Genomic DNA, 24,604 nt, shown 5'->3' with positions numbered 1-24,604 from the left:
GTTCCGGGGACCAGGTCACCGTTGCGAAACGGCACGTGTGAAACGACACGTACCGCAAAGGGCCACGCCAAAAGGCCACGTCAAAGCAGCGGGGGTCCGCACCCGTGTCACCGGTGCGGACCCCCGCTTACGGGCCCTGTGCCTTCGGGTCTCGTGCCCGCCCCTAGTTGCGGGTCACCAGGGACCGCGCGAGGAACAGCATGTTGGCCGGGCGCTCGGCCAGACGGCGCATGTAGTAGCCGTACCACTCGTCGCCGTAGGGGACGTAGACGCGCATGCGCTTGCCCTCGGCGGCCAGGCGGACCTGCTCGCCGTCCCGGATGCCGTAGAGCATCTGGTACTCGTAGTCGTCCGCGCCGCGGCCGTGGGCGGCGGCCAGCTCACCGGCGATGGCGATCATCCGCGGGTCGTGCGAGGCCACCATCGGGTAGCCGTCACCCTCCATGAGGACCTTCAGCGCGCGCACGTAGGCCTTGTCCACCTCGTGCTTGTCGCGGAAGGCCACGGACTCGGGCTCGTCGTAGGCGCCCTTGCACAGGCGCACCCGCGAACCCTCGCCGCTGAGGTCGCGGCAGTCGGCCTCGGTGCGGCGCAGGTAGGCCTGCAGGACCGCGCCCGTGGACGGGAAGTCCTCGCGCACCTCGCGCAGGATGGCCAGCGTGGAGTCGACGGTGGTGTGGTCCTCCATGTCGAAGGTCACCGTGGTGCCGACCGCCTTGGCGGCCTCGGCGATCCTGCGCGCGTTCTCCAGCGCGATCTTCTCGCCGTCCGCGTTCAGGAACTGGCCGACGGCGGAGAGCTTGACCGAGACCTCGGCGCGGTCGCCCAGACCGGCCTCGCCCAGAGCGGCGAGCAGCTCCTGGTAGGCGGTCACGGTGCCGGTGGCCTGGGACAGGTCCGTGGTGTCCTCACCGAGGAAGTCCAGGGTGATGTAGCGGTCCTTGGCCAGCTCGTGGACGGCGGGCAGGGCCTCCTCCATGGTGGCGCCCGCGACGAAGCGGGAGACCATGGCCCGGGTCATGGGAGTGCGCTCGACGATCGTGCGGCAGGTCGTGGACCTGGCGGCGAGCAGCAGGGGCTTACGAAGCATGGTGACCTCGACGAAGACGTGCGCGAGCGGGTTGGGCTGGCGCGGACGATGAACGCGGCCGGTGTGCCGACCGCGCGGTGGGTTCCTCGGGGGGCTCGGGGTCCCCGTTGCCCGGCGGCCCACTCGGCGCGGGCCGCCGGGGAACGGGCCCCGGGTGGCGGCGGACTCCCCTCAGGACGGAGAAGGGGGTACGCCGCCGGTGACTACCCCTGGTGGGGGTAGGAGGAGACCGTCGGCGCGACGAACGTCTCCTTGATGGCGCGCGGGCTGGCCCAACGGGACAGGTTCTGGGCCGAACCCGCCTTGTCGTTGGTGCCGGAGGCACGACCGCCGCCGAAGGGCTGCTGACCGACGATGGAGCCGGTCGGGCGGTCGTTGATGTAGAAGTTGCCGGCGGTGAAGCGCAGGGCCTCGGTCGCCTTGGCCACCGCGGCGCGGTCGTTGGCCAGGATGGCACCGGTCAGGGCGTAGGCGGAGCCCTCGTCAACGATCTTCAGGACCGACTCGAAGTCGTCGTCCTCGTAGACGTGGACGGCGATGACCGGGCCGAAGTACTCCGTGCGGAACACGTCGTTGGTCGGGTCGGTGCCCTCGATGATGGTCGGGCGCACGAAGTAGCCGACCGAGTCGTCGGCGGTGCCGCCGGCGATGATCTGCAGGGTCGGGTCGGACTTGGCGTCCTCCAGGACCTTGGCCAGCTTGTCGAAGGAGCGGCGGTCGATGACGGCGCCGACGAAGTTCGACAGGTCGGTGACGTCGCCCATGGTCAGAGCCTCGGTCTCGGCGACCAGGTCGTCGCGCATCCGCTCCCACACCGAGCGGGCCACGAAGGCGCGCGAGGCGGCGGAGCACTTCTGGCCCTGGTACTCGAAGGCGCCGCGCACGATGGCGGTGCGCAGGATCTCCGGGTCGGCGGAGGAGTGGGCGACGATGAAGTCCTTGCCGCCGGTCTCGCCCACGATGCGCGGGTAGGAGCGGTAGTTGGAGATGTTCTCGCCGACGCTCTTCCACAGGTGCTGGAAGGTCTTGGTGGAACCGGTGAAGTGCACACCGGCCAGCTCCGGGTCGTTCAGCGCGATGTCCGAGACGGCGAGGCCGTCACCGGTGACCATGTTGATGACGCCCGGGGGCATGCCGGCCTCCTCCAGGAGGCGCATGGTCAGCTCGGCGGCGAACTGCTGGGTCGGGGACGGCTTCCACACGACCACGTTGCCCATGAGGGCGGGGGCGGTGGGCAGGTTGCCCGCGATGGCGGTGAAGTTGAAGGGGGTGATCGCGTAGACGAACCCCTCCAGCGGGCGCTGCTCCATGCGGTTCCACACGCCGCGCACGCTCAGGGGCTGCTGCTCCATGAGCTGCCGGGCGTAGGAGACGTTGAAGCGCCAGAAGTCGATGAGCTCACAGGCCGAGTCGATCTCCGCCTGCTGGACGGTCTTCGACTGGCCGAGCATGGTGGCGGCGTTGATCGTGGCGCGCCAGGGACCGGCGAGCAGCTCGGCGGCGCGCAGGATGATCGCGGCGCGGTCGTCGAAGGACATGGCGCGCCAGGCGGGGGCGGCGGCCTTCGCGGCGGCGACGGCGTCGCGGGCGTCCTGGTGGGTGGCGTTGCGCATGGTGCCGAGGACGGCCGCGTGGTTGTGCGGCTGGACGGCGTCGATCGGGTCGCCGCCACCCATCCGGCTCTCACCGTTGATGCGCATCGGCAGGTCGATGCTCTCGCGGCCGAGCTCCTCGAGCTTGGCGACGAGCTCGGCGCGCTCGGCGCTCCCGGGCGCGTAAGAGAGAACGGGTTCGTTCACCGGCAGCGGGACGTTGGTCACGGCGTCCATGGGCACCTCCCTGGAAAGAATGTCCCTGAACGAGCAGGGCTGGGCTGATTCAACGGTCTCAGAACGTGGACGTCCACACCTTGTGGGCCGGGCCACTCTTTGCCAGCCCTATTTGTTCACCTGGACAAACCGAGGCATACATGAACGCGCGCACCCCGGTTCCCCGCCCCCGCGACTCCAGTAATGTCAGTCCACGCACCCCACCGGCGAGGAACGACATCATGCCTGGTCAAGTAGGAACACATGGCGAAGAGAGCGCGGGCCTGCCGCTCCGCAGGCTGCTGCTGGCCCTCGGCGACCCGATCGTGGACGTGGCCGCGGCACCCGACGGACTTGATGTTCAGGTGGACAACGTCGTGATCATCGACCCCGAGGACCGGGTGGAGGCCCGCGAGGGTGACCTGGTCCTGCTGATCGGGGTGCGCGGCGGGGCGGCCCGGCGGCTGGTCCGGGTGCTGGCCGGACAGGGCGCGGCGGCGGTCGCGGTCAAGGCCGGCGGGCACTCCCCCGCGGAGGAGACCATCCCGCCGTCCGGAGAGCACCGGGGCCGTTCCCCGCGTTCGGGCGCCGCGGACGAACTGCGGACGCTGCGCGCCGAGGCCCAGGAGAGCGGGGTCGCGCTGCTGGCCGTGCGGCCCGAGGTGCGCTGGGACCAGCTCCAGTCGATCTGCCAGCACATCGTGGACGACGCCCGGCTGACCGCCTCGGAGGACCTGGGTGAGGCCAGCGGCGACCTGTTCTCCATGGCGCAGACCATCGCCCAGCTCACCGGCGGGCTGGTGAGCATCGAGGATTCGGCCAGCCGGGTGCTGGCCTACTCCAGCGGCGCCGAGGTGGACGAGCTGCGCCGCCTGTCCGTGCTGGGCCGCCAGGGCCCCGAGTCCTACCTCGCGCTGCTGCGGGAGTGGGGCGTGTTCACCAAGCTGCGCGCGGGCGAGGAGGTGGTTCGGATCGAGGAGCACCCCGAACTCGGCATCCGCCGCCGCCTGGCGGTGGGCATCCACGCCGGGCGCCAGCCGCTGGGGGCGATCTGGGTGCAGGAGGGCTCCCAGCCGCTGGCCCGGCACGCGGAGGAGGCCCTGCTCGGCGCCGCCCGCACCACCGCGCTACAGATGATCCGCCAGCGCACCCAGGCCAGCGCCGGGCTGCGGCTGCGCGAGGACCTGCTGTCCAGCCTGTTGGAGGGGCGCATCGACGCGGGCGCGCTCGCCGACACCGTGGAGGTGCGCACCGAGCGGGCCGCGCTGGTGGTGGCCTTCTCGCTGAGCCAGCCCTCGGCCGGGTCAGCTGGCCCGGGGGGTGGCCCGGAAACCGCGGAAGCGGAGGGCGCCGAGGCCGGGGAGCGCCCGGACCGACCGGTGCGCGAGCTGCGCCGCCGCCAGCTCATCGACCTCGTCTCCGTGCACGCGGCCGCCTACCGGCGCAGCTCCCTGGTGACCGAGCTCGACGGCCGCGTGTACGTGCTGCTGCCGGACCTGGCCCGTACCCCGGGCGGGGACGGCTGGCGCGGGGTGGAGCAGTCGGTACTGGCGCTGACCCGCAAGACGGTCGCGGCGGCCCGGGCGGCGCTGGGGCTGCGCGTGCAGGCGGCCGTGGGTTCGCTGGTGGAGCGGCTGGGCGACGTCCCCGAATCCCGCGCGGAGGCGGACCGGGTCCTGGACGCCATGGGCCGCGATTTGGACGGCGGCACCGACTGGGAGGTGGCGACCATCTCCGACGTGCGCTCCCGGGTGCTGATCAGCGAGACCCTCGCCCACCTGCGCGCCGACCCGTCCCTGCGCGACCCCCGGGTGAACCGCCTGATCGAGTACGACCAGGCGGGCGGCGCCGACCTCGTGCACTCGCTGCTGGCCTACCTGGAGGCCTTCGGCGACGCCCGCGCGGCGGCCGAGCGCCTGCACATCCACCCGAACACCCTGCGCTACCGCGTCCGCCGCGCGGCGGCCGTGAGCGGCATCGACCTGGGCGATCCGGGCGAGCGCCTGTTCACCCAGCTCCAGCTGCTGATGGAACAGCACTGACCTGGAGAGACACCGAGCGGTCCCAGAAACGAACGGTGGAAAGAGCTGAGTACCCCCGGTCGGACTCGAACCGACACTTGTGACCCTTTTAGGGGGCCTGCCTCTTCCATTGGGCTACGAGGGCGTGCCCATCATACCGGCCGGGCCGATTGCCCACTTTGGTTCGGCTTGGCCGGATGGGGACACGAAACGGCCGGCTTCCGAGGGAAACCGGCCGTTTCGGGTATGTCATTCGTGCCGGGTCAGGGCGTGCCGAGGTCGGGCAGAAAGTCAGCTGACCCGGCGCAGGCGGCCGTCCTCGACCTGGGGCTGGCTGGCCTCCTCGAAGGCCTGGCGCGGATCCGACATCTCCGGGAGCGCGGCGAAGTCGCGGCGCAGGAAGAAGGCGAGCGTCCAGTCCGAGAGGACCCGCAGCTTGCGGTTGAAGGTGGGCACCGCGAGCAGGTGGTAGGAGCGGTGCGCGTACCAGGCCAGACGGCCGTTCAGCTTGATCTTGCCGAACAGCTGGGCCGCGCCCTTGTGCACGCCCAGACCGGCGACCGCGCCGAGGTTCTTGTGCTTGTAGGCCTTGAGCTTGCCGTTGCGCAGCGTCGCGATGACGTTGTCGGCGAGCACCGGGGCCTGGCGGACGGCGTTCTGGGCGTTGGGCGGGTAGTAGCCGCCGTTGCCGTCGGGCACCTGGGCGTTGTCGCCACCGGCGAAGACGTTGTCCGTGCCGTTGACGGTGAGGTACTCGCTGGTGTCCACGTGGCCCTTGGGGCCAAGCGGCAGGTCGCTGGCGGAGACGACCGGGCTGGGCTTGACGCCCGCGGTCCACACCAGGGTGCCGGCGTCGAACTCGGCGCCGTCGCTCAGCTTGATGCGCTGGTCCACGGCGGACTCGAGGAAGGTCTTGAGGCGGACGTCGATGTCGCGGCGGCGCAGCTGGTTGAGCGCCTTCTCGCCGACCTCCGGGCCGACCTCGGGCAGGATCTTGTCCGCGGCCTCGATGAGGTAGAACTTCACTTCGCTCTGCTCGATCGAGGGGTGGACGCGGACCGCGTCGCGAACCAGGTCCTCCAGCTCGGCGATGGCCTCGGCACCGGCGAACCCGCCGCCGACGAACACGAAGCTCAGCGCCTTGGCGCGCACGGCCTTGTCGTCGGTGGAGTCGGCGATGGTGAGCTGGTTGAGCACGTGGTTGCGCAGGTAGGCCGCCTCTTCGACGGTCTTGATACCGATGCCCCACTCGGCCAGGCCCGGGATGGGCAGGGTGCGCGAGACCGCGCCCGCCGCCATCACGAGGTAGTCGTAGTGGAGGGTCTCCGGCTCACCCACGTTGGGCTCGTAGCGGACCGTGTTGTCGGCGTGGTCGATGCGTACGACGCGGCCGCCCAGCACGCGGACCCGGTCGAAGACCTTCCGCAGCGGGACCACGACGTTGCGCGGCGAGATGTTGCCGGCGGCGGCCTCGGGCAGGAAGGGCTGGTAGGTCATGTAGGAGTTCGGGTCGATGACGGTGATGCGTGCTTCACCGGACCCGAGCTTCTTCTCGAGTCGCCTCGCGGTGTACATCCCGAGGTAACCGCCGCCGACGATGAGGATGTGCGGGATCTCCGCTTCGTCCCCGCCGCCGTGTACCAGCCGGTAGTTCCTGCTCTCGGTCATCGCATTTCCGCCCTAACGGTTAATCTGTGGCGCCCTTGCCTCAAGGGCCGCGAAGGCTGTCACGGTTCTTCGTTCGCCCCGCGCCGGTTGGCGCCGGGTCCCGCTGAGCCGTGGTTCTTACCCCGACTGAAGGTTGCTTGTGCATTCTTTCACAAGCACCTCCCGACAGTGAAGGTTCACATCCGCCCACCTTCGGACCATCCCTACGTGCAAAGCAGAGATGTTTTCGCAGGTCAGATGGGTTGTGAATGCATTCACAAGGGTCGAACGGGTGACGCGTCTCACCCGATGGCCCTGCTCCGACCCCCCCGAAAGGCCCCTCCGGAGTGCCCGAAGTTCCCTTTCCAGGAGATTAAGCAATGATGAGCACCGGTTTACTCCGGTTCACCCGGGTCACAAGAATCACCCGGGCCGCCCCGGTCGACCGGCCCCGCGGTTCAGCGGGGTCCCCGTCGACCGGACGCCCGGGCGGTCCAGACCGCTACCGGATCACTCCGGTGCGATGAGACTCCACGCGACACCGTCGAGGATGTCGTGCTCGCTCGCGGTGAAGTGGTCGGCGCCGGTGCGCGCCAGCACACGGGACAGCACCAGGGCGCCCGCCCCGATCACGTCCACGCGGCCCGGGTGCATCACACCGATCTCCGAGCGCTCCGCGTGCCGGGAGCCCAGCAGCTCGCCGGTGATCCGCTCCAGGTCCTCGCCGGAGACCCGCGAGTGGTGGATCCGCTCGGAGTCGTACTCGGGCAGGTCCAGCGCGATCCCGGCGACCGTGGTCGCGGTCCCGGCCACACACACCACCGAACCGGCCTCGCGCAGCGGGACGACCTTCTCCACCTCGTCCAGGGCGGCGTCGATGTCGGCCGTGGCCGCCTCGACCTGCTCCTCGGTGGGCGGGTCGGAGCGCAGGTGGCGCTCGGTCATCCGCACGCAGCCGATGTTCACCGACAGCGAGGCGCGCACCAGGTCCTCGTCCTCGTCCTCGCCCACGCCGCCCAGCACGAACTCCGTGGAGCCGCCGCCGATGTCGACCACCAGGAAGGGCGTGGTGAAGTCGCCGTTGGACTCGCCGTCGGCGGCCTGCGCCTCCAGCTCGGCCGTGGCACCCACGAAGGACAGCTCCGCCTCGTCCAGACCGGTGACCACCTCGGGCTCCACGCCCAGGATCTCGCGGACACCGTCCACGAACTCCTGGCGGTTGCCGGCGTCCCGGGTCGCGCTGGTCGCGACCATGCGCACCGTGTCCGGCCCCAGCTCGATCCCGTGCGCCTCGATCGCCTCGGCGTAGCCGCGCAGCGCCTCGAAGGTCCGCTCCAGCGCCTCCGGGGCGAACGCGCCGGTCTCGTCGACGCCCTGGCCCAGCCGCACGATCTCCATGCGCCGGTCGGCGTCCACCACCTGGACCTCGTCATCACCCAGGAAGACGATGTCGGCGATCAGCAACCTGATCGAGTTGGTTCCGCAGTCGATCGCCGCTACACCGGTCATGAGGCGTTCGTCCCTTCAGTGCCCTCGGGTGCTTCGTCACCCTCGGGGGCTTCGTCGTCCACGCACACGCACGGGCCCTTGGCCCACCACTCGGGAAGCTCGGTCAGCGCCTGGGCACCGAACGGGTTGGTGCCCGGCACGGCCAGCTCGTGGCCGACCAGGGCGTGCAGGCACTTGACCCGGGTCGGCATGCCCCCGGTGCTCTGCATACCCTCGGGCAGCGGCTCCAGACCGTCGGCGCGCGCCTGCTCGGCCCGCTCGTCCAGGTAGGACTCGTGGGCCTTGGTGTAGGCGGCCTGGAGCTCGGGGTCCTCGCCCAGGCGCTCCTGCATCTGACGCATCCGGCCCTCGTTCTCCATCCGGCCGATCGCCGAGGCGGCGCGCGGGCACGTCAGGTAGTACAGGGTCGGGAAAGGAGTGCCGTCCTCCAGGCGGGGAGCGGTCTTCACCACGTCGGGGAGACCGCAGGGGCAGCGGTGCGCGACGGCACGGACCCCGCGCGGTTGGCGGCCCAACTGGAGTTCGATCGCGGCGAGGTCCTGCTCGGAAGCGGGACCGCCGTCGGTGTGCCCCGGAACGGGCTGATCTGCGGAAGTCATGACCAGCCCAGCATAGTTGCAACAGGGAACCCCCTCACCCGTTGTCCACAGGCGGGAAGGGCCTCGGGCCCCGAGCTCAGAGACCGTCGTCGGGGCCGGGGCTGTCAGCCTCCTCCACCGAGCGCCACAGCTGGGTGAACCACGGCTCGGTGGGTTCGGCGGGGTCGGCCTCCGCCTCGGCCTCGGTCTCGGGCCGGATGACGATGTAGGCGGTCTCGTCGGGGTACTGGTAGTGCAGCCGGGCCCTGGCCTCGCGCTCCACGTACTCCTCGTCGTTCAGCTCCTCCTCGCGCTCCCGCAGGTAGGCGACGTTCTCCTCCATGCGGGCGCGCTCGTCCTGGAGCTGGGCGATCTGGGCCTGCTGCATCACGTACTCGCGCAGCGGATAGGCCAGGCTCAGCGCGATCGCGCACACGACCAGCGCGAGGATCGCCGCCCGGCTGGTGAGCATGGGCCGCACCCTGGAGGTGCGGCCCACACCGGAGTCCTTCTTGCCCGCCTTCACGCCCGCCTTGGCGGTACCTTGACCGGCGCCGCCCCGGGCAGCGGCCTTCACAGACCTGTCGGCTTTGGTCGCCTTCTTGGCCTTTGTGGGCTGCTGCTTGGTTTCGCGGGACACTGGGGCAGACTAGCCGCGCTTGGCGAACCTCGGGAAGGCCGACACGCCCGCGTACACGGCCGCGTCGTCGAGCTCCTCCTCGATGCGCAGCAGCTGGTTGTACTTGGCGACCCGCTCACTGCGCGCCGGGGCACCGGTCTTGATCTGCCCTGCGTTGGTGGCCACCGCGATGTCAGCGATGGTCGTGTCCTCGGTCTCGCCGGAACGGTGGCTGATCATCGCCGTGTAACCGCTGCGCTGGGCGAGGGAGACCGCGTCCAGCGTCTCGGTGAGGGTGCCGATCTGGTTGACCTTCACCAGCAGCGAGTTGGCGGTGTCGGCGAGGATGCCGCGCTGGAGCCGCTCGGGGTTGGTGACGAACAGGTCGTCACCGACCAGCTGGACCCTGTCGCCGAGCTGCTCGGTGAGCTTCTTCCAGCCGTCCCAGTCCTCCTCGTCGAGGGGGTCCTCGATGGAGACCAGCGGGTAGGCGTCGACGAGCTCCGCGTAGTAGGCGGCCATCTCCTCGGCGGTGCGGGTCTTGCCCTCGAAGGTGTACACACCGTCGGCGAACAGCTCGCTGGCGGCCACGTCCAGGGCCAGGGCGATGTCGGTGCCGACCTGGTAACCGGCCTTCTCGATCGCCTCGACGATCAGGTCCAGGGCGGCGCGGTTGCTGTCCAGGTTGGGGGCGAAGCCGCCCTCGTCGCCGACGCCGGTGCCCAGGCCGTGCGACTTCAGCACGGACTTCAGGGAGTGGTAGACCTCGGTGCCCCAGCGGACGGCCTCGGAGAAGGTCGGGGCGCCGACGGGAGCGACCATGAACTCCTGGATGTCGACGTTGCTGTCGGCGTGCGCGCCGCCGTTGAGGATGTTCATCATCGGCACGGGCAGGACGTGCGCGTTGGGGCCGCCGATGTAGCGGAACAGCGGCAGGCCGGCCTCCTCGGCGGCGGCCTTGGCCACGGCCAGGGAGGTGCCCAGGATGGCGTTGGCGCCGATCCGGGACTTGTCCGGGGTGCCGTCCAGGTCGATGAGCGCGCGGTCGATGATGCGCTGCTCGTCGGGGGTGTGGCCGAGCAGCTCGTCCGCGATCTCGTCGTTGACCGCGGTGACGGCCTTGGTCACGCCCTTGCCGCCGTAGCGCTCGCCGCCGTCGCGCAGCTCGACCGCTTCGAACTGGCCGGTGGAGGCACCGCTGGGAACACCAGCGCGGGTGATGGTCCCGTCGTCGAGCAGAACCTCGACCTCGACTGTCGGGTTGCCCCGGGAATCAAGGATCTCCCGCGCCTGTACTGACTCGATGGACGCCACGATCTCTCCGTCTCTTAGGTGTCTGGGCCCACACTTTCCGGGCCCGGACACGAGACTAGCGACACCGGCCCCGCCGGGGGGAGCCCACCCTCCCGGATTGGTCTAGTCCATACCGGACGTTCCGGCCCTCAGCGCCGCCAGGGCGATCTCCACAGCGGCCTCGCGGTGGGCCGCGGCGTCGCCGCGCGGGAGTACGACCGCGATGTCCTGGATGCCGCCGAGGGCGACCACGGCGCCCATGCGCGCCGGAGTTCCCGGGTTCTCCCCGACCAGGGCGGCGTCGAGCCGACTGCGCCAGTCCATGAGCAGCTCGACCAGACCGGCCTCGGTCAGCGACCCCAGGTCGTTGAGCAGGGCGCGCATGAGCGTGCCGTGGCGCACACACAGGTCGAAGTAGGCGCCCAGGAGTTCGCGGGGCTCGTCGACCGGGCCGTCGAAGCGCCGGACCATCTCCTGCGCGTCCTGGCGCAGCGGGTCGACCAGTGCGCGGAGCAGGTCGCCCTTGGCCGGGAAGTGGTAGTAGAGCGCGGCCTTGGTGATGTCCAGGCGTTCGGCGATCTCCCGCAGGCTCGTCTTCTCGTAGCCCTTCTGCCCGAAGAGGTCCAGGGCCACCGCCCTGATCTCGGCCTTCGTGTCGCTCTGCGCCCTGGGCACCCGTGCCGCTCCCGTCTGTCACCGCTCTGGCCACTGCTGCGGTGAGCCTATCCCAGACTTTCCGACCGGTAAGTTACTTGACGACCGGTAAGTAACTTTTTACTGTGGAAGGCCCACGACACAAGGAGCTCTGACGGCCCCATGACCGCCGTTCGAACCGTCCTCGTCTCCGGCGCCAGCATCGCCGGGCCCGCCCTCGCCCACTGGCTGCACCGGTACGGCATCCGGGCCACCGTCGTCGAGAAGGCCCCCGCGCCACGGATGGGCGGCCACGCCATCGACATCCGCGGTACCGCAGTCGATGTCGCCGAACGCATGGGCGCCCTGGACGCCGTCCGCGCCCACCTCACCGAGACCAGTCGGATTTGCTTCGTGCGGGCCGACGGCCGCGTCCGCTCCGACATCGGCGCCGCCGTGGACACCGACCACGACCGCTCCCTGGAGATCGTGCGCGGCGACCTCACCCGGATCCTGCACGAACCCACCACCGCCTACACCGAGTACCTCTACGAGGACTCCGTCACCGGGCTGGCGGAGACCCCCGACGGGGTGCGGGTGACCTTCCAACGCACCGAACCGCGCGTGTTCGACCTGGTCGTGGGCGCGGACGGGCTGCACTCCAACACCCGGCGGCTGGCCTTCGGCCCCGAGGACGCCTACGGCCGCTACCTGGGCGCCCTGATCAGTATCTTCACCGTTCCCAACCACCTCGGCCTGGACCGCGAGGCACGCCTGTACAACGAGCCCGGCAAGGGCGCCGGGATGATCCACTCCCCGCGCTTCGACGGCGCCAAGGCGTTCTTCCTCGTCCACGAGCGCGAGCTGGACGGGATCGACCGGGCCCCGGAGGAGGAGCAGCAGAAGGAGTTCCTGCGCGAACGTTTCACCGGGGCGGGCTGGGAGTGCGAGCGGATCCTGGCGGGGATGGCCGACGCCCCGGACTTCTACTTCGATTCCGTCAAACAGATCCACATGGACCGCTGGTCGCGGGGGCGGGTCACTCTGCTCGGGGACGCCGGGTACTGCCCCTCCCCCATGTCCGGCCAGGGCACCACCCTGGCCCTGGTCGGCGCGTACGTCCTGGCCCGGGAGCTGTCCCGGCACGAGGACCTCGCCCCCGCGCTCGACGCCTACGAAGGGCGGATGCGCCCCTATGTCAAGGCCAACCAGGACATCGCCGACCCGGGCATGGGCTTCCTCGCCCCGCGCACCCGGCTGGGGCTCGCCGCCCGTAATACCCTGCTGCGGTTCAGCGGGCTCCTGGCCCGGCTGTCGGGCCTGGACCAGCGGGTCGCCAGAGCGGCCGAGGGGTTCGATCTGGACGCTCCGCCGCCGAACCGGATTCAGGCGGACGTGAGATGAGCTGAAGTGAGCACTCGGTCCGATTCGTACCGGTTAAACCAAACCGCCCGGAAGTGGCCGCCCCGCTTGCCCGCCCCGCACCCGTGTCTATAGTTCCTATGCGGGCTATGTCCCCCTCCCGCCCTGACGGCAAGGCCCCGGCGCGAACGGTAGAGGACGAGCATGGCCAATCCGCCAACCGAACCCGCGGACGGGGCGCTGCCCCCGGTACGGCAAAGACGCGCTGAACTGGTGCTGCTCCTCGCCGCGATCGGGGTGACCTTCGCGGCCCTGCTCCTCGCCTCGCTCTCCGTGACCGGCGAGATCGACTCCCGGGTGATGGTCTACGGGCTCGCGCTCGGGGCCGGGGCGCTCGGCCTGCACGTCCTGCTGCGGTTCGTGGCGCCCTACGCCGATCCCGTACTGCTCCCGGTGGCCACCGCGCTGTCCGGTCTCGGGGTCACCATGATCTGGGCGCTGCAGATGACCCGCAACTTCGCCCCCGGCCACGGCGAGGCCGACCGGCAGCTGCTGTGGGCCCTGGTCGGTATGGGCCTGTGCGCGGGCGCGGTGTTCTTCATCCGGCAGCCGCGCCGCCTGACCATGTACACGTACCTGATCGCGCTGGTCGCGCTGGTCCTGCTGCTGCTCCCGCTCTCACCGTTCGGCCACGAGGTGCTCGGCGCGCGCCGGTGGATCATGATCGGCCCCTTCACCATGCAGCCCTCGGAGTTCGCGAAGGTACTGCTGGTGATCTTCCTGGCCTCCTACCTGGGGCGTCAGCGCGACGTGATGGCGCTGGTGACGCGGACCTTCAAGATCGGCCCGGTGAAGGTGTTCAGCGCGCCGCGGGCCCGCGACCTCGCGCCGATGGCCGTGGGCTGGGGCGTGGCGATCCTGCTGCTGGTGGGCACCCGGGACCTGGGGACCTCGCTGCTGCTGTTCGGCACGTTCCTGGCGGTGCTGTACGCGGCCACCGCCCGCAAGTCCTGGGTGCTGATCGGCCTGGTGGCCTTCTCCGCCGGGGCGTACGCGGCGTACCTGCTGTTCGGGCACGTGCAGAACCGGGTGCGGATCTGGCTGAACGCCTTCGACGAGGAGGTCTACCACAGCGAGGGCGGCAGCTTCCAGGTGGTGGAGGGCATGATCGCCCTGGCCTACGGCGGGATACTGGGGACCGGTTTCCACGGCGGCGAGGCACAGAACATCTTCGCCGCGGACAGCGACCTGATCCTGGTGTCGATCGGCGAGAAGCTGGGGCTGACCGGGCTGCTGGCGGTGCTGCTGTTGCTGTTCCTGTTCGCCCAGCGCGCCCTGCGGATCGCCCTGGCCTGCAAGGACGTGTTCCTCAAGCTGACAGCGTTCGGCTACGGGTTCCTCATCGCGTTCGACGTGTTCATCGTGCTGGGCGGCCTCACCCTGATCATTCCGCTCACCGGTATGACCACCCCGTTCCTGTCGGCGGGCGGGTCCGCGCTGATGGCCAACTGGCTGGTCGTGGGCCTGTTGCTGACCATCAGCGAGACCGCCCGCCGCCCCCAGGAGACCTTCAGCTCGGGGATGGCGCCCGGGGACCCCTCCACCGAGGTGATCAACGTGCGCGACCTGCCCGACGGCGTCCGGGGCCGCCACTGAACTCCCCGCGCCCCTAGATCGTCGATGGTGGTCCTGGAACTCCTGAGCCCATGCCGAGGGGTCTTTCCACCACAGACCGAAACCCGACCGGCGGCCTGTCCTGTGCTTCCGAAACCCTCTCATCCCGGGTGATCTTGCTACCAGGGGCTAGTTCGGCGCCGAACTAGCCCCTGGTAGCAAGATCATCCTCGGAGAGGGGACCGGAACCCTCTCGGTTCCCCTCCCCTGCGGCCTCACATCCGGGCCCTCAGCACGTCGACCTCACAGCCCGGCGCGAACGGGTCGAAGCCGTGCTCACTCAGCCAGCGGACGATCAGCAGGCTCCGTAGCGACCACCACCCGTGGATCGCGTCGAGGTCGATGTCGGTGCCGTAACCGGTGAGGAGGTCGTCGAGGCGGTCCTCGTGTCCGAGCGTGAAGGTGGCGAGGTCATACAGGGGGTCGCCCCGGCCCGCCTCGGACCAGTCGATGATGCCCGTGACCTCGTCGCCTTCGAGGAAGACGTGCGCGATCTGCAGGTCGCCGTGCGTGAACGCGGGAGTCCACGGCCGGAGTGCGGCCTCGGCGACCCGGCGGTTGCGGGTGACCAGGTCAGCGGGCAGGAGGCCGCCGCGCACGAGCGTCTCGCACTCCTTGTCGAGTTCCGCTGCCAGCGCCGTGGTGTTCCGGCCCGCCTGCCCGGTCCGGGGCGGTAGCGGAGCTTCGTGCAGCTTCCGGATGGCGGCGCCCGCCGCGGCCCACGCCGTCGGCGACCCGGTCGACGTCCCGCCGAGGCTCCCGAGCGTCGCCCCCGCGACCGCGGAGATGGCGAGCACGGGCGGCTTGCGCCACAGGACCTGCGGGGTCGGGACCGGCGCGAGGGAGATCGCCTCGACCTCGGCGTCGATGCGCGCCTGGTCGGTGTCCACCTTCAGGAACACGTCGCCGACGCGCAGGGTCGCGCGCTCGGAGTGGGCAACGACGACCTCGATCTCATCCACTGGCTCGTCCATGGGCGCCCAGTATCGCGGAGGTGATCGCCCGTGTCACCGGGTTTACCGCGTACCGGGACGCCTACCGGGTCACGTGCGGGGTGGTCGGCCGGAGCTGGGACCACCCCGTCACGGTCTGAGCCGGGTCCGGTTGTCAGGTCGGCGGGTTGGTCACGGTCAGCACGTCTCGGCAATGGCGACAGGTCGCCGTCCGGATACGTGACGCCGAGGGGTCGGGCGGGTCGGGAACGTAGTCGTGGGTCCTGCCGGGTACACACCTGGGCATGTGGCCTCGCCGGGGAGGTGGTGCACCACCCGGGTGTGGGGCGGTGCACCGTGGCCGCGTGAGCCTCGCGGCCGAGGGGTGGATCAGGGCCCCGACCCGACGGGGGGATCACCGGGGTCAGGAGGGTCGAGCGCCTCCCACAGCACGCGCTGAACCAGGGCGACGGGGTCACCGGGGCCGGAGCGACGGCGGGGCTCGATGATCGCGCGGCCGATGACGTCGACCGCCGACAGCGGGGCCTGCCCGGCCACGGGGCCGGGCAGGGTGACGTCGGGTCTTCGTCCGGGGGTCATGCGCGTACCTCCAGAGGGCTTCGCCACCTCAGCGGATGGGGGTTCGGGTCGCTGCCGGTACCTCGGGCGACCCGTTCGACGACGCCGAACCGGGTCAGGTAGACGGGGTGGCCGTAGATGTCGGACCCGGCGTAGGAGACGGGCGAACGGTGCAGCCGCGCGAGCTTGCGCAGGACGATCAGGCTGCCCACCTCGCGGATGTCGCAGACGGTGCGGCGCTTCATCGGGCTACTCGCACTTCGGTGTAGGTCCGGGGGAGCTGCTCGATGCGCTGGTCGAGCAGTTCCAACCCAGCGGAGGTGTCCCCGGTCTCACGGGCCAGCGCCACCGCGTCACGGACCGCCTGGATGCGTTCCTGCTCCAGGAAGGCGCGGCGGATCTCGCTGAGAGAGTCGGCGGCGGGCGGCAGGGTGAGCGCTTCGGTGATGGCGTCGAGGAGGTCGGAGAGGACGATGTCGAAGCCCATCAGGCCACCTCGGGGAGGCGGCGCAGCCCGCTGAGCACTCGGTGCAGGAGCGGGAGGAGGGAGGGACGGGGCACCGGAACGGTCCGCCTGTCCGGACGCGGCCGGGGCTGCGGGCGCTCGGAGATCAGCCGGGCGGACGCGGCCGGAGCTGGGCTGGGCATGGCGAACCGCCGCACCCGGGAAGCCCTGCGCCTAGGGCCCTCCAGCCGCAGAGGGACCACCGCCCCAGAGAGTGGGGACCAGCCCCAGGAGATAGAGTCGTTCACGTCAGCGCTCCTTCACGAGCGTTGGCCAACGCCCCGGACGTTCCAGCGTCGCGGGGCACCTTTATGTGAGACCCAAGTCTCTCCCTGCGACGTACAAAAACAAGTCGTTTTAGATATCTTCACTAAAAGACTTTGCTCAACAACTCGCTCTGAGGGCCTGTGGCATCCTTTGAGCCATGGCAAACAGGCGCACACAGGCCCCTACAGCCCCCACTGTCGCCCGATGGCTGCTTGCGAAGGAGCTCCGACGTCTCCGAGGCGAGAGACAGTTCACCGCCGTGGTCAAAGCGGTCAAAACGCAACCGTCATCGCTGGCCCGGTGGGAATCCGGCCGGGCGGACGGACAGGTCCCTTCGATCAACAGCCTCGATCGCCTGCTCGCCCACTATGAGGTGAGCGACGAGGAGGCTGCTCTCCTCATGGACCTTCGCAGCGTGGCGAAGTCCCCCGGCTGGTGGCAGAGCCACGAAGTGGCGAAGCACTACGGCACGTTGATCGGGCTTGAGGCCGCAGCCTCGGACATGTCCACCTACCAGGTCCAGCTGATCCCGGGTCTGCTCCAGACCGAGGACTACGCCCGGTCCGTCATCACCGCAGGCGCCGCTTCATGGCGAGGCACAGAGGAAGAGATCGAAGACCGCGTCAAGGTACGTATGCGGCGGCAGGAGGAATGGGTCAATCGCGGAACCCCGCACCTGTGGGCCATAATCGGCGAGGCCGCGATCAGGCAGGCCGTGGGCGGACCGGGTGTGATACGCGACCAACTGGCCCACCTCCTAGACTTGAGTCACAGACAAACCCGCGTCACCCTGCAAGTTCTCCCGTACTCTGCCGGAAGCCACACGGCGATGGAAATGGCCTGCTTTACGGTGCTGGACGTGGAGGAAGCGGCGTTGTCGACCGTATACGTGGAGGGCCCCACCGCGAACCTGTTCCTGGACTCGCCGGAAGACCTCACCCGGTACCGTCGCATCTTCGAGCACCTACGCAAGTCAGCTCTCGGCACGGTGGACACCCGGGCCCTTTTGACCGATGTAATGGAAGGCTTCACCCGATGACACCCCTTGAGTTCCGCACCTCCTCCTACTCCGGGAGCCAGGGCGACTGCGTCGAGGTCGCCGATCTGCCCGGCGAGCACCTCGTCCGCGACACCAAGAACCGCTCCGCTGGAAGCCTCAGGTTCATTGGCCCCGAGTGGGCTGCTTTCCTCTCGGTCGCCCAGAACGACCAGCAGTAGACAAGCTCCCGGAAGCCCTCGCCCCGAGCGGGTGAGGGCTTCTGTTCGTTCAGGGGTAGAACTTCAGAAGTCACGCGCCCCCGAACATCTGTTAGAGGTCCTTTCCCGATGACGAACGAACCGACTTACCGCACCTCCTCCTACTCCGGGAGCCAGGGCAACTGCGTTGAGGTCGCCGATCTACCGAGTGAGCACCTCGTCCGCGACACCCAGAACCGCTCCGCCGGGCACCTCGCATTCGTCGGCACCGAGTGGGCCGCCTTCCTCACCGTCGCGCGCGACCAGCAGCAGTAGGCCCAGCAGAACAGCCCCGGACTCCGGTCCGGGGCTGTCTTTGCTTCATGGTCACTCGCCGGTCTTCGACCAGTACTCGCGCCACTGCTCTTCGGTGAGTTCGCGGGGCTCGCGGCCGTCCGCGCGGGCGGCCTCCTCTGCGGCACGCACCCGACCGTCAAAGCGGCGGGCGGCCAGGCGGAGATCGGTTTCGGGGTCGCGCCCCTGGTCGCGTTCGGCGGCGACGGCGGCGAACAGCTCTCCGCCCTCGGCGCCGTCGTCGCCCACGAGATCAGCCGGGAAGCCGTTGCGGACCGCGCGCTTTTGCAGCTCGTAGGCGAGCAGCACAGCGGGCTGGGCGAAGGGCACCCCGTCAAGTACGGAAGTCTCCCCACTCCCCCCGTTGGCCTTGGCCTTCTCCGCGCGCTCGGCCGCCTTGATGGCCTCCCAGTTCGACCACACCTCGTCGGTACCGGACACGTCCACACCGCCGAACACGTGCGGGTGACGGCGGGTCATCTTGTCGATGATGGCGTCGGCGACGTCGTCCACGGTGAAGCGGGCCGGGTCGCCCTCAGGGCGCTCAGTACCGATCGCCGCGTGGAAGACGACCTGCAGCAGCACGTCCCCGAGTTCCTCGCGCAGCTGCGGGTAGTCGCCGTCCTCAATGGTCTCCAGGGTCTCGTAGGACTCCTGGATCAGGTACTTGGCCAGGGACTCGTGGGTCTGCGAACTGTCCCAGGGGCATTCCCGGCGCAGGGTCTCCATCACCTCGACCAGCCGCAGCACCCGGTGGCCGGGCACCGGCCGGTCGGACGCCGAGGGGCCGGACGCCGAGGTGTCGGGCGCCGGCGGGTTCGACGCTTCACTCATGCTCGGTCCTCGCTCACGTGCTGGTCGGAGGGCAGCCAACCGCCCTCGCGCAGGGCCTCCATCACCAGGGCCACCGACTCGGCGGGGTCCGTGCCCACGGTGTCCACCACCAGGTCGGCGTCGGTCGGCTCCTCGTAGGGGTCGGAGATACCCGTGAACTCCGGGATCTCCCCCGCCCGCGCCTTGGCGTACAGGCCCTTGCGGTCGCGGGCCTCGCACTCCTCCAGCGGCGTGGCCACGTGCACCAGGAAGAAGTCGCCGAACTCCTCCACCATGGCGCGGAACTCGGCCCGGCCCGCCGCGTAGGGCGCGATCGGCGCGCACACGGCCACCCCGCCGTGCCGGGTGATCTCCGAGGCCACGTAGCCGATGCGGCGGATGTTGAGCTCGCGGTCCTCCCGGGAGAACGTCAGCCCCTTGGAGAGCATGCGGCGCACCAGGTCGCCGTCGAGCAGGGTGACCGTGCGCCCGGATCTGCGGATGCCGTCGCACACCCCCCGGGCGATGGTGGACTTGCCCGAACCGGACAGCCCGGTGAACAGCAGCGTGAGACCGCGCTTGGTGCGCGCCGGGCGCAGCCGGGCCAGTTCGGCGCCGACCCGGGCCGGGGTGAACCAGGACGGCAGTTCACGGCCGTGCGCGAGCTCCGCCTCGACCTCGTCGTCGGTGAGCTCCGCGCGGACCTCGCGCGGGTCCACGTGGGAGAAGGGCTTCCAGAGCGCCTCCCCCGAGTCGTACTTCCAGGGTTCGGGGTCAAGGACGGTCAGCGGCGGCCTGAGCGCCATCACCCGCTCGGTCTCGGGCCCCCGCCCGCCGGCCTCGACCAGCAGGTGGGTGGCGCCGTAGGCGGCGGCGACGTGCCCGGCCAGGGCGGCGTCGCGTTCGGTCCAGGCCCCGCCCAGCGGCCCCGCGGAGCGCGCCTCGGACCGGGGCAGGGTGACCACCGCGAAGGAGCTCCGCGGCGGCAGCAGCGGTTCGGAGGCCAGCACGGCGGCGGCCAGGCCCTCGTCGTGCAGGCCGGTGTCGAGGATGACCAGGACCTCGGCGCGTCCGCCACCGCGGCCCAGCGCCTCGGCCTCGGCACGGATCTGGTGCAGGGCCCGGTGGTGCAGGGGGCGGTCGGTGACCACGGCCAGCAGTGACCGGTCCGAGGAGGGTTCGAGCTCGCGCTGGGCGCGCACCTCGGCGGGGGTGGGGCGCAGCTCCCGCAGCACCCCGTACGTGGGCGGGCGCAGCAGCGTGACGTCACCGGCCAGGTGGTGGCGGCTCCCCGTGTCCTCGGCAGAGGACTCCCAGTGCTCGCGCACCGCCAGCTCAGCGAGCGGGGCACCCTCCAGGTCGGTGAGGGTGAGCCGCTCCTGACCCACCAGCTCCTCCGGCACCTCCAGGGTGACCGGAACCGGCCAGGGGCGACCGTCCGGCAGACGGCCCCCGCGCGCCACCGACTCCGCTTCCTCACGGGTCATGAACCCCGCCAGCGGGTAGGCGCCGCTGAGGATGAGTTCCAGGTGGGCAAGCCCGTCCGGACCTGGGGCGAAGACCGGTGCGTCCGGTCGGCCGGTGTCCCCGACCGACCCGTTCCCCTGCCTGTGGGCTCTCACCACGCGTTTCCTCTCCTCGGACTGTTCACTGGAGCTCTACCAAGAAACGCGTCTAGCGTATGCCCGAACGGATCCCCCACCCCGCGCTGCGCCTCCTGATTCGGAATAGCGCCAGTTCAGAGCGGGTTCTCATGAACGTGACCCGCCCTGTTCCCCGGGGTCGGCGCCCGGGCGACCCAGCGGCGAACCCGAACCGCCGACCCCCGAACCCGGCCCCCGCGTGACGGGGGGACTGGATAAGCTGAGGGGAGCCGGGTGGCCACGCCCATCCAGACACGGCCGCCCACACCGACACCGCTCACGTACGGACCGTCCCCAGCGACCCGCGGGACGGCGGCACCCGTGCCCGCCGCACACACGCGGGTGTCGGAGTCAGGGCAGGCCGCGGAGGGGCTCGCGGCCACAACGGCCTTCGCCACCGCACAGACCCGCAGGACGCGACGCCTGATCCGGACCACTTCCATCACTGGTGCTATGAGCCTCATTGGACTTCTCGCCGACGTCTCCACGGACCCGGCACTGCACAGCGCGATCGAGACCGCCCGAAGCGGCCGCGATCCCCATCTCGACCTCGTCGCCCCGGCGGCGCTGCGACCCTTCATGGTGGGGGCGCTGGCCGCCGACGCCCCCGTGGGCGCGCACCGGCCGGTCCTCGCCGTCACCGCCACCGAGCGGGAGGCCGCGGACCTGACCGACGCGCTCGGCTCACTGCTGCCCGAGGACTCGGTCGCGCTCTTCCCCGCCTGGGAGACGCTTCCGCACGAACGCCTCTCCCCGCGCTCGGACACCGTCGGCCAGCGTCTGGCGGTGCTGCGCAGACTGGCGCACCCGGACCCCGCCGACCCGCTCACCACCCCCCTGCGCGTGGTGGTGGCCCCGGTCCGCAGCGTCCTGCAACCGCTGGTCGCCGGGCTCGGAGACCTGGAGCCGGTGCGGATCCGCCCCGGTGACGAGGTGGAGCTGGAGTCCGTGGTCAGCGCCCTGACCAACACCGGCTACGCCCGCGTGGACCTGGTGGAGAAACGCGGCGACATGGCCGTGCGCGGCGGCATCCTGGACGTCTTCCCACCCACCGAGGAGCACCCGCTCCGGTTGGAGTTCTGGGGCGACACCGTCGAGGACATCCGTTACTTCCAGGTCGCCGACCAGCGCTCCATCTCCCCCGCCGAGGGCGGCGAGGGCGCCGACGCGCGCACCAGCGCCGCTTCTGGGCTGTTCGCCCCGCCGTGCCGGGAGCTGCTGCTCACCGAGACCGTGCGCGAGCGCGCCCGGGCCCTGGCCGACGAGCACCCCGCGCTGGCCGAGGTACTCAACAAGATCGCCGACGGCGTGTCCGTGGAGGGCATGGAGGCGTTCGCCCCGGTGCTCGCCGAGAGCATGGAGCCGTTCCTCAACTACCTGCCCTCGAACGCCATGGTGCTGGGCTGCGATCCCGAGCGCATCCGCACCCGCGCCGTGGAACTGGAGGCCACCAGCGCCGAGTTCCTGGACGCGTCCTGGATCAACGCCGCCTCGGGCGGTGAGGCCCCCATCGACCTGGGCGAGTCCGCCTACATGTCCATCGCCGAGCTGCGGACGATCGCCACCGGCCTGGGCCTGCCCTGGTGGGGGCTGACCCCGTTCAGCGCCGGTGAGGGCGCCGCGGACAAGGCCGCGGGCGAGGAGGACGACGCCGTCGTGGTGGGCGCGGTGCCCGCCGACTCCTACCGCGGTGACACCGAGCGTGCCCTGGCCGACGTCAAGGGATGGCTGCACGACAACTGGAGCGTCGTGCTGGTCACCCAGGGGCACGGGCCCGCCGAGCGCCTGGTGGCGATGCTCAGGGACGCCGGGCTGGGCGCCACGCTCAGCGCCGACCTCGCCGAACCGCCCAAGGAGGCGATCGCGACCGTCACCACCGGGCTGGTCGACCACGGCTTCCTGCTGCGGTCGGTGCGGACGGTGGTACTCACCGAGACCGACCTGGTCGGGCAGAAGTCCTCCACCCGGGACATGCGCCGCATGCCCAGCCGCCGCAAGGGCACGGTCGATCCGCTCCAGCTCAAACCGGGCGACTACGTCGTGCACGAACAGCACGGCGTGGGCCGCTACCTGGAGATGGTCAGCCGCCAGATCCACGGCGCCACCCGCGAGTACCTGCTCATCGAGTACGCGCCGTCCAAGCGCGGCCAGCCCGGCGACCGCCTGTTCGTGCCCACCGAGCAGCTCAGCGAGGTCACCCGGTACGTGGGCGGCGAGGCGCCGACGCTGTCCAAGATGGGCGGCGCCGAGTGGAGCAAGGCCAAGAGCCGGGCCCGCAAGGTCGTCCGCGAGATCGCCGGCGACCTGATCCGCCTGTACTCGGCGCGCCAGGCCTCCCCGGGGCACGCCTTCGGCGCGGACACCCCGTGGCAGCACGAGCTGGAGGACGCCTTCCCGTACGTGGAGACGCCCGACCAGCTGGCCGCCATCGACGAGGTCAAGAAGGACATGTCCAAGTCGGTCCCGATGGACCGGCTGATCTGCGGCGACGTGGGTTACGGCAAGACCGAGGTGGCGGTGCGCGCCGCGTTCAAAGCGGTGCAGGACGGCAAGCAGGTGGCACTGCTCGTGCCCACCACCCTGCTGGTCCAGCAGCACCTGTCCACCTTCTCCGAGCGCTACGCGTCCTTCCCGGTCACGGTCAAGCCGATGTCGCGGTTCCAGACCGACGGCGAGGTCGAGGCGACCCGCGAGGGGCTGCGCAGCGGCGAGGTCGACGTGGTCATCGGCACGCACCGGCTACTGTCGCAGGAGACCCGGTTCAAGGACCTGGGCCTGGTCATCATCGACGAGGAGCAGCGCTTCGGCGTCGAGCACAAGGAGTCCCTGAAGCGGCTGCGCACCCAGGTGGACGTGCTGGCGATGTCGGCCACGCCCATCCCGCGCACCCTGGAGATGGGTCTGACGGGCATCCGCGAGATGACCACCATCCTCACCCCGCCGGAGGAGCGCCACCCGGTGCTCACCTTCGTGGGGCCCTACGAGGACAAGCAGATCACCGCGGCGATCCGGCGCGAGCTGATGCGCGAGGGACAGGTGTTCTTCGTGCACAACCGGGTGGCTTCCATCGACAAGGTGGCCGCCATCATCAAGCGCCTGGTCCCCGAGGCCCGGGTGGCGTACGCGCACGGCCAGATGAACGAGCAGCAGCTCGAGAAGGTCATGGTCGACTTCTGGGAGAAGAACTTCGACGTGCTGGTCTCCACGACCATCGTCGAGTCCGGCCTGGACGTACCCAACGCCAACACGCTGATCATCGACCGCGCCGACACCTACGGGCTGTCCCAGCTGCACCAGCTGCGCGGCCGGGTGGGTCGTGGCCGCGACCGCGCCTACGCGTACTTCCTGTACCCGCCGGAGCGGCCGCTGACCGAGACCGCATACGAACGCCTGGCGACGGTGGCCCAGCACACCGAGACCGGCGCGGGCATGTACGTGGCCATGAAGGACCTGGAGATCCGCGGCGCGGGCAACATCCTGGGCGCGGAGCAGTCCGGGACCATCGCGGGCGTGGGCTTCGACCTGTACCTGCGCATGGTCGGCGAGGCCGTGGCCGAGCTCAAGGGCGACCCGGAGGCGGTCGCGGAGGTCGAGACCAAGGTCGAGCTGCCGATCAACGCGCACATCCCGCACGACTACGTGCCGGGCGAGCGGCTGCGGCTGCAGTCCTACAAGCGGATCGCCAGCGTCACCAGCGAGGCGGACATCCTGGCCGCCTACGAGGAGCTCACCGACCGCTACGGCGCCCCGCCGCAGCCGGTGGACAACCTCATGGCGGTGGCCCGCTTCCGGGTCCTGGCCAAGTCCGCGGGTCTGGCCGACGTGGTCATGCAGGGCAACCAGATCCGGTTCTCACCGGTGGAGCTGCGCGAGTCCCAGGAGCTGCGGCTGCGGCGGATGTACCCCAAGTCCATCCGCAAGGAGGCCGCCAAGACCCTCCTGGTACCGGTCCCCAAGGCCGGTGGGATGGGCGGCAAGCCGCTGCGCGACCTGGACCTGCTCAAGTGGTGCACGGATCTGGTGAACAACATCTTCGAACCGGACAAGCGCAAGGTTCAGCCGAAGGACGAGTAGGCGGACAGAGCGCCTACCGGGTGAAGC

At 70.4% G+C, this 24,604-nt stretch carries 22 protein-coding genes and 1 tRNA gene; 7 read left to right on the top strand and 16 right to left on the bottom strand.

All coding sequences use genetic code 11. The features are described 5' to 3' along the window. Positions 1-163: 163 nt before the first annotated feature. On the bottom strand, positions 164-1,090 hold the full coding sequence (locus tag NE857_RS06325; RefSeq protein ID WP_254420164.1) for a proline dehydrogenase family protein: 927 nt from the start codon (positions 1,088-1,090) through the stop codon (positions 164-166). A 203-nt stretch (positions 1,091-1,293) separates the two neighbouring features. Beyond that, a complete protein-coding gene (gene pruA / locus NE857_RS06320) occupies positions 1,294-2,919 on the bottom strand; it encodes an L-glutamate gamma-semialdehyde dehydrogenase (protein WP_254420163.1) in 1,626 nt (541 codons plus the stop codon). A 221-nt stretch (positions 2,920-3,140) separates the two neighbouring features. Between pruA and NE857_RS06315 the strand changes: the two genes are divergently transcribed. Further along, positions 3,141-4,940, top strand: coding sequence for a PucR family transcriptional regulator (locus tag NE857_RS06315; RefSeq protein ID WP_254420162.1), 1,800 nt, complete (start codon positions 3,141-3,143; stop codon positions 4,938-4,940). 50 nt (positions 4,941-4,990) lie between these two features. Here NE857_RS06315 and NE857_RS06310 read toward each other — a convergent pair. From NE857_RS06310 to NE857_RS06280, 7 genes are all read right to left on the bottom strand, one after another. Then, positions 4,991-5,064: transfer RNA gene (locus NE857_RS06310), tRNA-Leu, on the bottom strand. Between the two features lie 146 nt (positions 5,065-5,210). Next, positions 5,211-6,587 (bottom strand): NAD(P)/FAD-dependent oxidoreductase, encoded by a 1,377-nt coding sequence (locus tag NE857_RS06305; RefSeq protein WP_017580552.1) that lies wholly within the window; start codon positions 6,585-6,587, stop codon positions 5,211-5,213. Positions 6,588-7,076: 489 nt separating this feature from the next. Further along, positions 7,077-8,075, bottom strand: coding sequence for a Ppx/GppA phosphatase family protein (locus NE857_RS06300; RefSeq protein ID WP_254420161.1), 999 nt, complete (start codon positions 8,073-8,075; stop codon positions 7,077-7,079). Further along, positions 8,072-8,674 (bottom strand): DUF501 domain-containing protein, encoded by a 603-nt coding sequence (locus NE857_RS06295; protein WP_254420160.1) that lies wholly within the window; start codon positions 8,672-8,674, stop codon positions 8,072-8,074. The genes NE857_RS06300 and NE857_RS06295 overlap by 4 nt, the downstream gene beginning before the upstream one ends. 76 nt (positions 8,675-8,750) lie before the next feature. Further along, a complete protein-coding gene (locus NE857_RS06290) occupies positions 8,751-9,125 on the bottom strand; it encodes an FtsB family cell division protein (protein ID WP_254421890.1) in 375 nt (124 codons plus the stop codon). Positions 9,126-9,302: 177 nt separating this feature from the next. Further along, positions 9,303-10,586 (bottom strand): phosphopyruvate hydratase, encoded by a 1,284-nt coding sequence (gene eno / locus NE857_RS06285; protein ID WP_254420159.1) that lies wholly within the window; start codon positions 10,584-10,586, stop codon positions 9,303-9,305. Between the two features lie 102 nt (positions 10,587-10,688). Continuing rightward, positions 10,689-11,240 carry a TetR/AcrR family transcriptional regulator gene (locus NE857_RS06280; protein ID WP_254420158.1) on the bottom strand — a complete coding sequence of 184 codons (552 nt, stop codon included), beginning with the start codon at positions 11,238-11,240 and terminating at the stop codon, positions 10,689-10,691. 141 nt (positions 11,241-11,381) lie between these two features. Between NE857_RS06280 and NE857_RS06275 the strand changes: the two genes are divergently transcribed. Together NE857_RS06275 and NE857_RS06270 are read left to right on the top strand one after the other, a co-directional pair. Continuing rightward, positions 11,382-12,602 carry an FAD-dependent monooxygenase gene (locus tag NE857_RS06275; protein ID WP_254420157.1) on the top strand — a complete coding sequence of 407 codons (1,221 nt, stop codon included), beginning with the start codon at positions 11,382-11,384 and terminating at the stop codon, positions 12,600-12,602. Positions 12,603-12,764: 162 nt separating this feature from the next. After that, a complete protein-coding gene (locus NE857_RS06270) occupies positions 12,765-14,216 on the top strand; it encodes an FtsW/RodA/SpoVE family cell cycle protein (protein ID WP_254420156.1) in 1,452 nt (483 codons plus the stop codon). A 233-nt stretch (positions 14,217-14,449) separates the two neighbouring features. Here the strand turns inward: NE857_RS06270 and NE857_RS06265 are convergent, their stop codons facing one another. The 5 genes from NE857_RS06265 to NE857_RS06245 form a co-directional block, all read right to left on the bottom strand. Beyond that, positions 14,450-15,208: a phosphotransferase gene (locus NE857_RS06265; protein ID WP_254420155.1), complete on the bottom strand. Its 759-nt coding sequence runs from the start codon at positions 15,206-15,208 to the stop codon at positions 14,450-14,452. 348 nt (positions 15,209-15,556) lie between these two features. Next, complete coding sequence (locus NE857_RS06260) at positions 15,557-15,766, bottom strand: hypothetical protein (protein WP_254420154.1); 210 nt, start codon at positions 15,764-15,766, stop codon at positions 15,557-15,559. Continuing rightward, a complete protein-coding gene (locus tag NE857_RS06255) occupies positions 15,763-15,990 on the bottom strand; it encodes a hypothetical protein (RefSeq protein ID WP_254420153.1) in 228 nt (75 codons plus the stop codon). The genes NE857_RS06260 and NE857_RS06255 overlap by 4 nt, the downstream gene beginning before the upstream one ends. Further along, a complete protein-coding gene (locus NE857_RS06250) occupies positions 15,987-16,232 on the bottom strand; it encodes a hypothetical protein (protein ID WP_254420152.1) in 246 nt (81 codons plus the stop codon). The genes NE857_RS06255 and NE857_RS06250 overlap by 4 nt, the downstream gene beginning before the upstream one ends. Then, positions 16,232-16,498, bottom strand: a complete 267-nt coding sequence (locus NE857_RS06245) for a hypothetical protein (protein ID WP_254420151.1) — start codon at positions 16,496-16,498, stop codon at positions 16,232-16,234. The genes NE857_RS06250 and NE857_RS06245 overlap by 1 nt, the downstream gene beginning before the upstream one ends. A 176-nt stretch (positions 16,499-16,674) precedes the next feature. Here NE857_RS06245 and NE857_RS06240 point away from each other — a divergent pair, with 176 nt between their 5' ends. The 3 genes from NE857_RS06240 to NE857_RS06230 all read left to right on the top strand — a co-directional run bounded on the left by NE857_RS06240 (position 16,675) and on the right by NE857_RS06230 (position 18,029). Then, positions 16,675-17,556 (top strand): helix-turn-helix domain-containing protein, encoded by an 882-nt coding sequence (locus tag NE857_RS06240; RefSeq protein WP_344013542.1) that lies wholly within the window; start codon positions 16,675-16,677, stop codon positions 17,554-17,556. Continuing rightward, positions 17,553-17,735, top strand: coding sequence for a DUF397 domain-containing protein (locus tag NE857_RS06235; RefSeq protein WP_254420149.1), 183 nt, complete (start codon positions 17,553-17,555; stop codon positions 17,733-17,735). Before NE857_RS06240 ends, NE857_RS06235 begins: the two co-directional genes overlap by 4 nt. A 108-nt stretch (positions 17,736-17,843) precedes the next feature. After that, complete coding sequence (locus tag NE857_RS06230; RefSeq protein ID WP_254420148.1) at positions 17,844-18,029, top strand: DUF397 domain-containing protein; 186 nt, start codon at positions 17,844-17,846, stop codon at positions 18,027-18,029. Between the two features lie 51 nt (positions 18,030-18,080). Here the strand turns inward: NE857_RS06230 and NE857_RS06225 are convergent, their stop codons facing one another. Both NE857_RS06225 and cysC read right to left on the bottom strand, forming a co-directional pair. Further along, positions 18,081-18,776, bottom strand: coding sequence for a nucleoside triphosphate pyrophosphohydrolase (locus NE857_RS06225; RefSeq protein WP_254421889.1), 696 nt, complete (start codon positions 18,774-18,776; stop codon positions 18,081-18,083). Positions 18,777-18,877: 101 nt separating this feature from the next. After that, entirely contained in the window at positions 18,878-20,485 is a 1,608-nt protein-coding gene (cysC, locus tag NE857_RS06220) for an adenylyl-sulfate kinase (protein ID WP_254420147.1), read from the bottom strand. A 471-nt stretch (positions 20,486-20,956) separates the two neighbouring features. On the opposite strand from cysC, the gene mfd reads away from it, so the two are divergent. Then, positions 20,957-24,577: a transcription-repair coupling factor gene (mfd, locus tag NE857_RS06215; protein ID WP_254420146.1), complete on the top strand. Its 3,621-nt coding sequence runs from the start codon at positions 20,957-20,959 to the stop codon at positions 24,575-24,577. Positions 24,578-24,604 lie beyond the last annotated feature (27 nt).

The organism is Nocardiopsis exhalans, assembly GCF_024134545.1.
Classification (GTDB): domain Bacteria; phylum Actinomycetota; class Actinomycetes; order Streptosporangiales; family Streptosporangiaceae; genus Nocardiopsis; species Nocardiopsis exhalans.
The sequence above is the reverse complement of the archived record's forward strand: the minus strand, read 5'-3'. Positions and strand labels throughout refer to the sequence as shown.

Coding starts and splice junctions, on each gene's coding strand:
- NE857_RS06315 (WP_254420162.1), top strand. CDS start 3,141: ATGCCTGGTCAAGTAGGAACACATGGCGAAGAGAGCGCGGGCCTGCCG.
- NE857_RS06290 (WP_254421890.1), bottom strand. CDS start 9,125: ATGCTCACCAGCCGGGCGGCGATCCTCGCGCTGGTCGTGTGCGCGATC.
- NE857_RS06255 (WP_254420153.1), bottom strand. CDS start 15,990: ATGAAGCGCCGCACCGTCTGCGACATCCGCGAGGTGGGCAGCCTGATC.
- NE857_RS06225 (WP_254421889.1), bottom strand. CDS start 18,776: ATGGAGACCCTGCGCCGGGAATGCCCCTGGGACAGTTCGCAGACCCAC.
- NE857_RS06260 (WP_254420154.1), bottom strand. CDS start 15,766: ATGACCCCCGGACGAAGACCCGACGTCACCCTGCCCGGCCCCGTGGCC.
- NE857_RS06265 (WP_254420155.1), bottom strand. CDS start 15,208: ATGGACGAGCCAGTGGATGAGATCGAGGTCGTCGTTGCCCACTCCGAG.
- NE857_RS06305 (WP_017580552.1), bottom strand. CDS start 6,587: ATGACCGAGAGCAGGAACTACCGGCTGGTACACGGCGGCGGGGACGAA.
- NE857_RS06230 (WP_254420148.1), top strand. CDS start 17,844: ATGACGAACGAACCGACTTACCGCACCTCCTCCTACTCCGGGAGCCAG.
- NE857_RS06240 (WP_344013542.1), top strand. CDS start 16,675: ATGGCAAACAGGCGCACACAGGCCCCTACAGCCCCCACTGTCGCCCGA.
- mfd (WP_254420146.1), top strand. CDS start 20,957: ATGAGCCTCATTGGACTTCTCGCCGACGTCTCCACGGACCCGGCACTG.
- NE857_RS06235 (WP_254420149.1), top strand. CDS start 17,553: ATGACACCCCTTGAGTTCCGCACCTCCTCCTACTCCGGGAGCCAGGGC.
- NE857_RS06295 (WP_254420160.1), bottom strand. CDS start 8,674: ATGACTTCCGCAGATCAGCCCGTTCCGGGGCACACCGACGGCGGTCCC.
- NE857_RS06325 (WP_254420164.1), bottom strand. CDS start 1,090: ATGCTTCGTAAGCCCCTGCTGCTCGCCGCCAGGTCCACGACCTGCCGC.
- NE857_RS06300 (WP_254420161.1), bottom strand. CDS start 8,075: ATGACCGGTGTAGCGGCGATCGACTGCGGAACCAACTCGATCAGGTTG.
- pruA (WP_254420163.1), bottom strand. CDS start 2,919: ATGGACGCCGTGACCAACGTCCCGCTGCCGGTGAACGAACCCGTTCTC.
- NE857_RS06250 (WP_254420152.1), bottom strand. CDS start 16,232: ATGGGCTTCGACATCGTCCTCTCCGACCTCCTCGACGCCATCACCGAA.
- NE857_RS06275 (WP_254420157.1), top strand. CDS start 11,382: ATGACCGCCGTTCGAACCGTCCTCGTCTCCGGCGCCAGCATCGCCGGG.
- NE857_RS06270 (WP_254420156.1), top strand. CDS start 12,765: ATGGCCAATCCGCCAACCGAACCCGCGGACGGGGCGCTGCCCCCGGTA.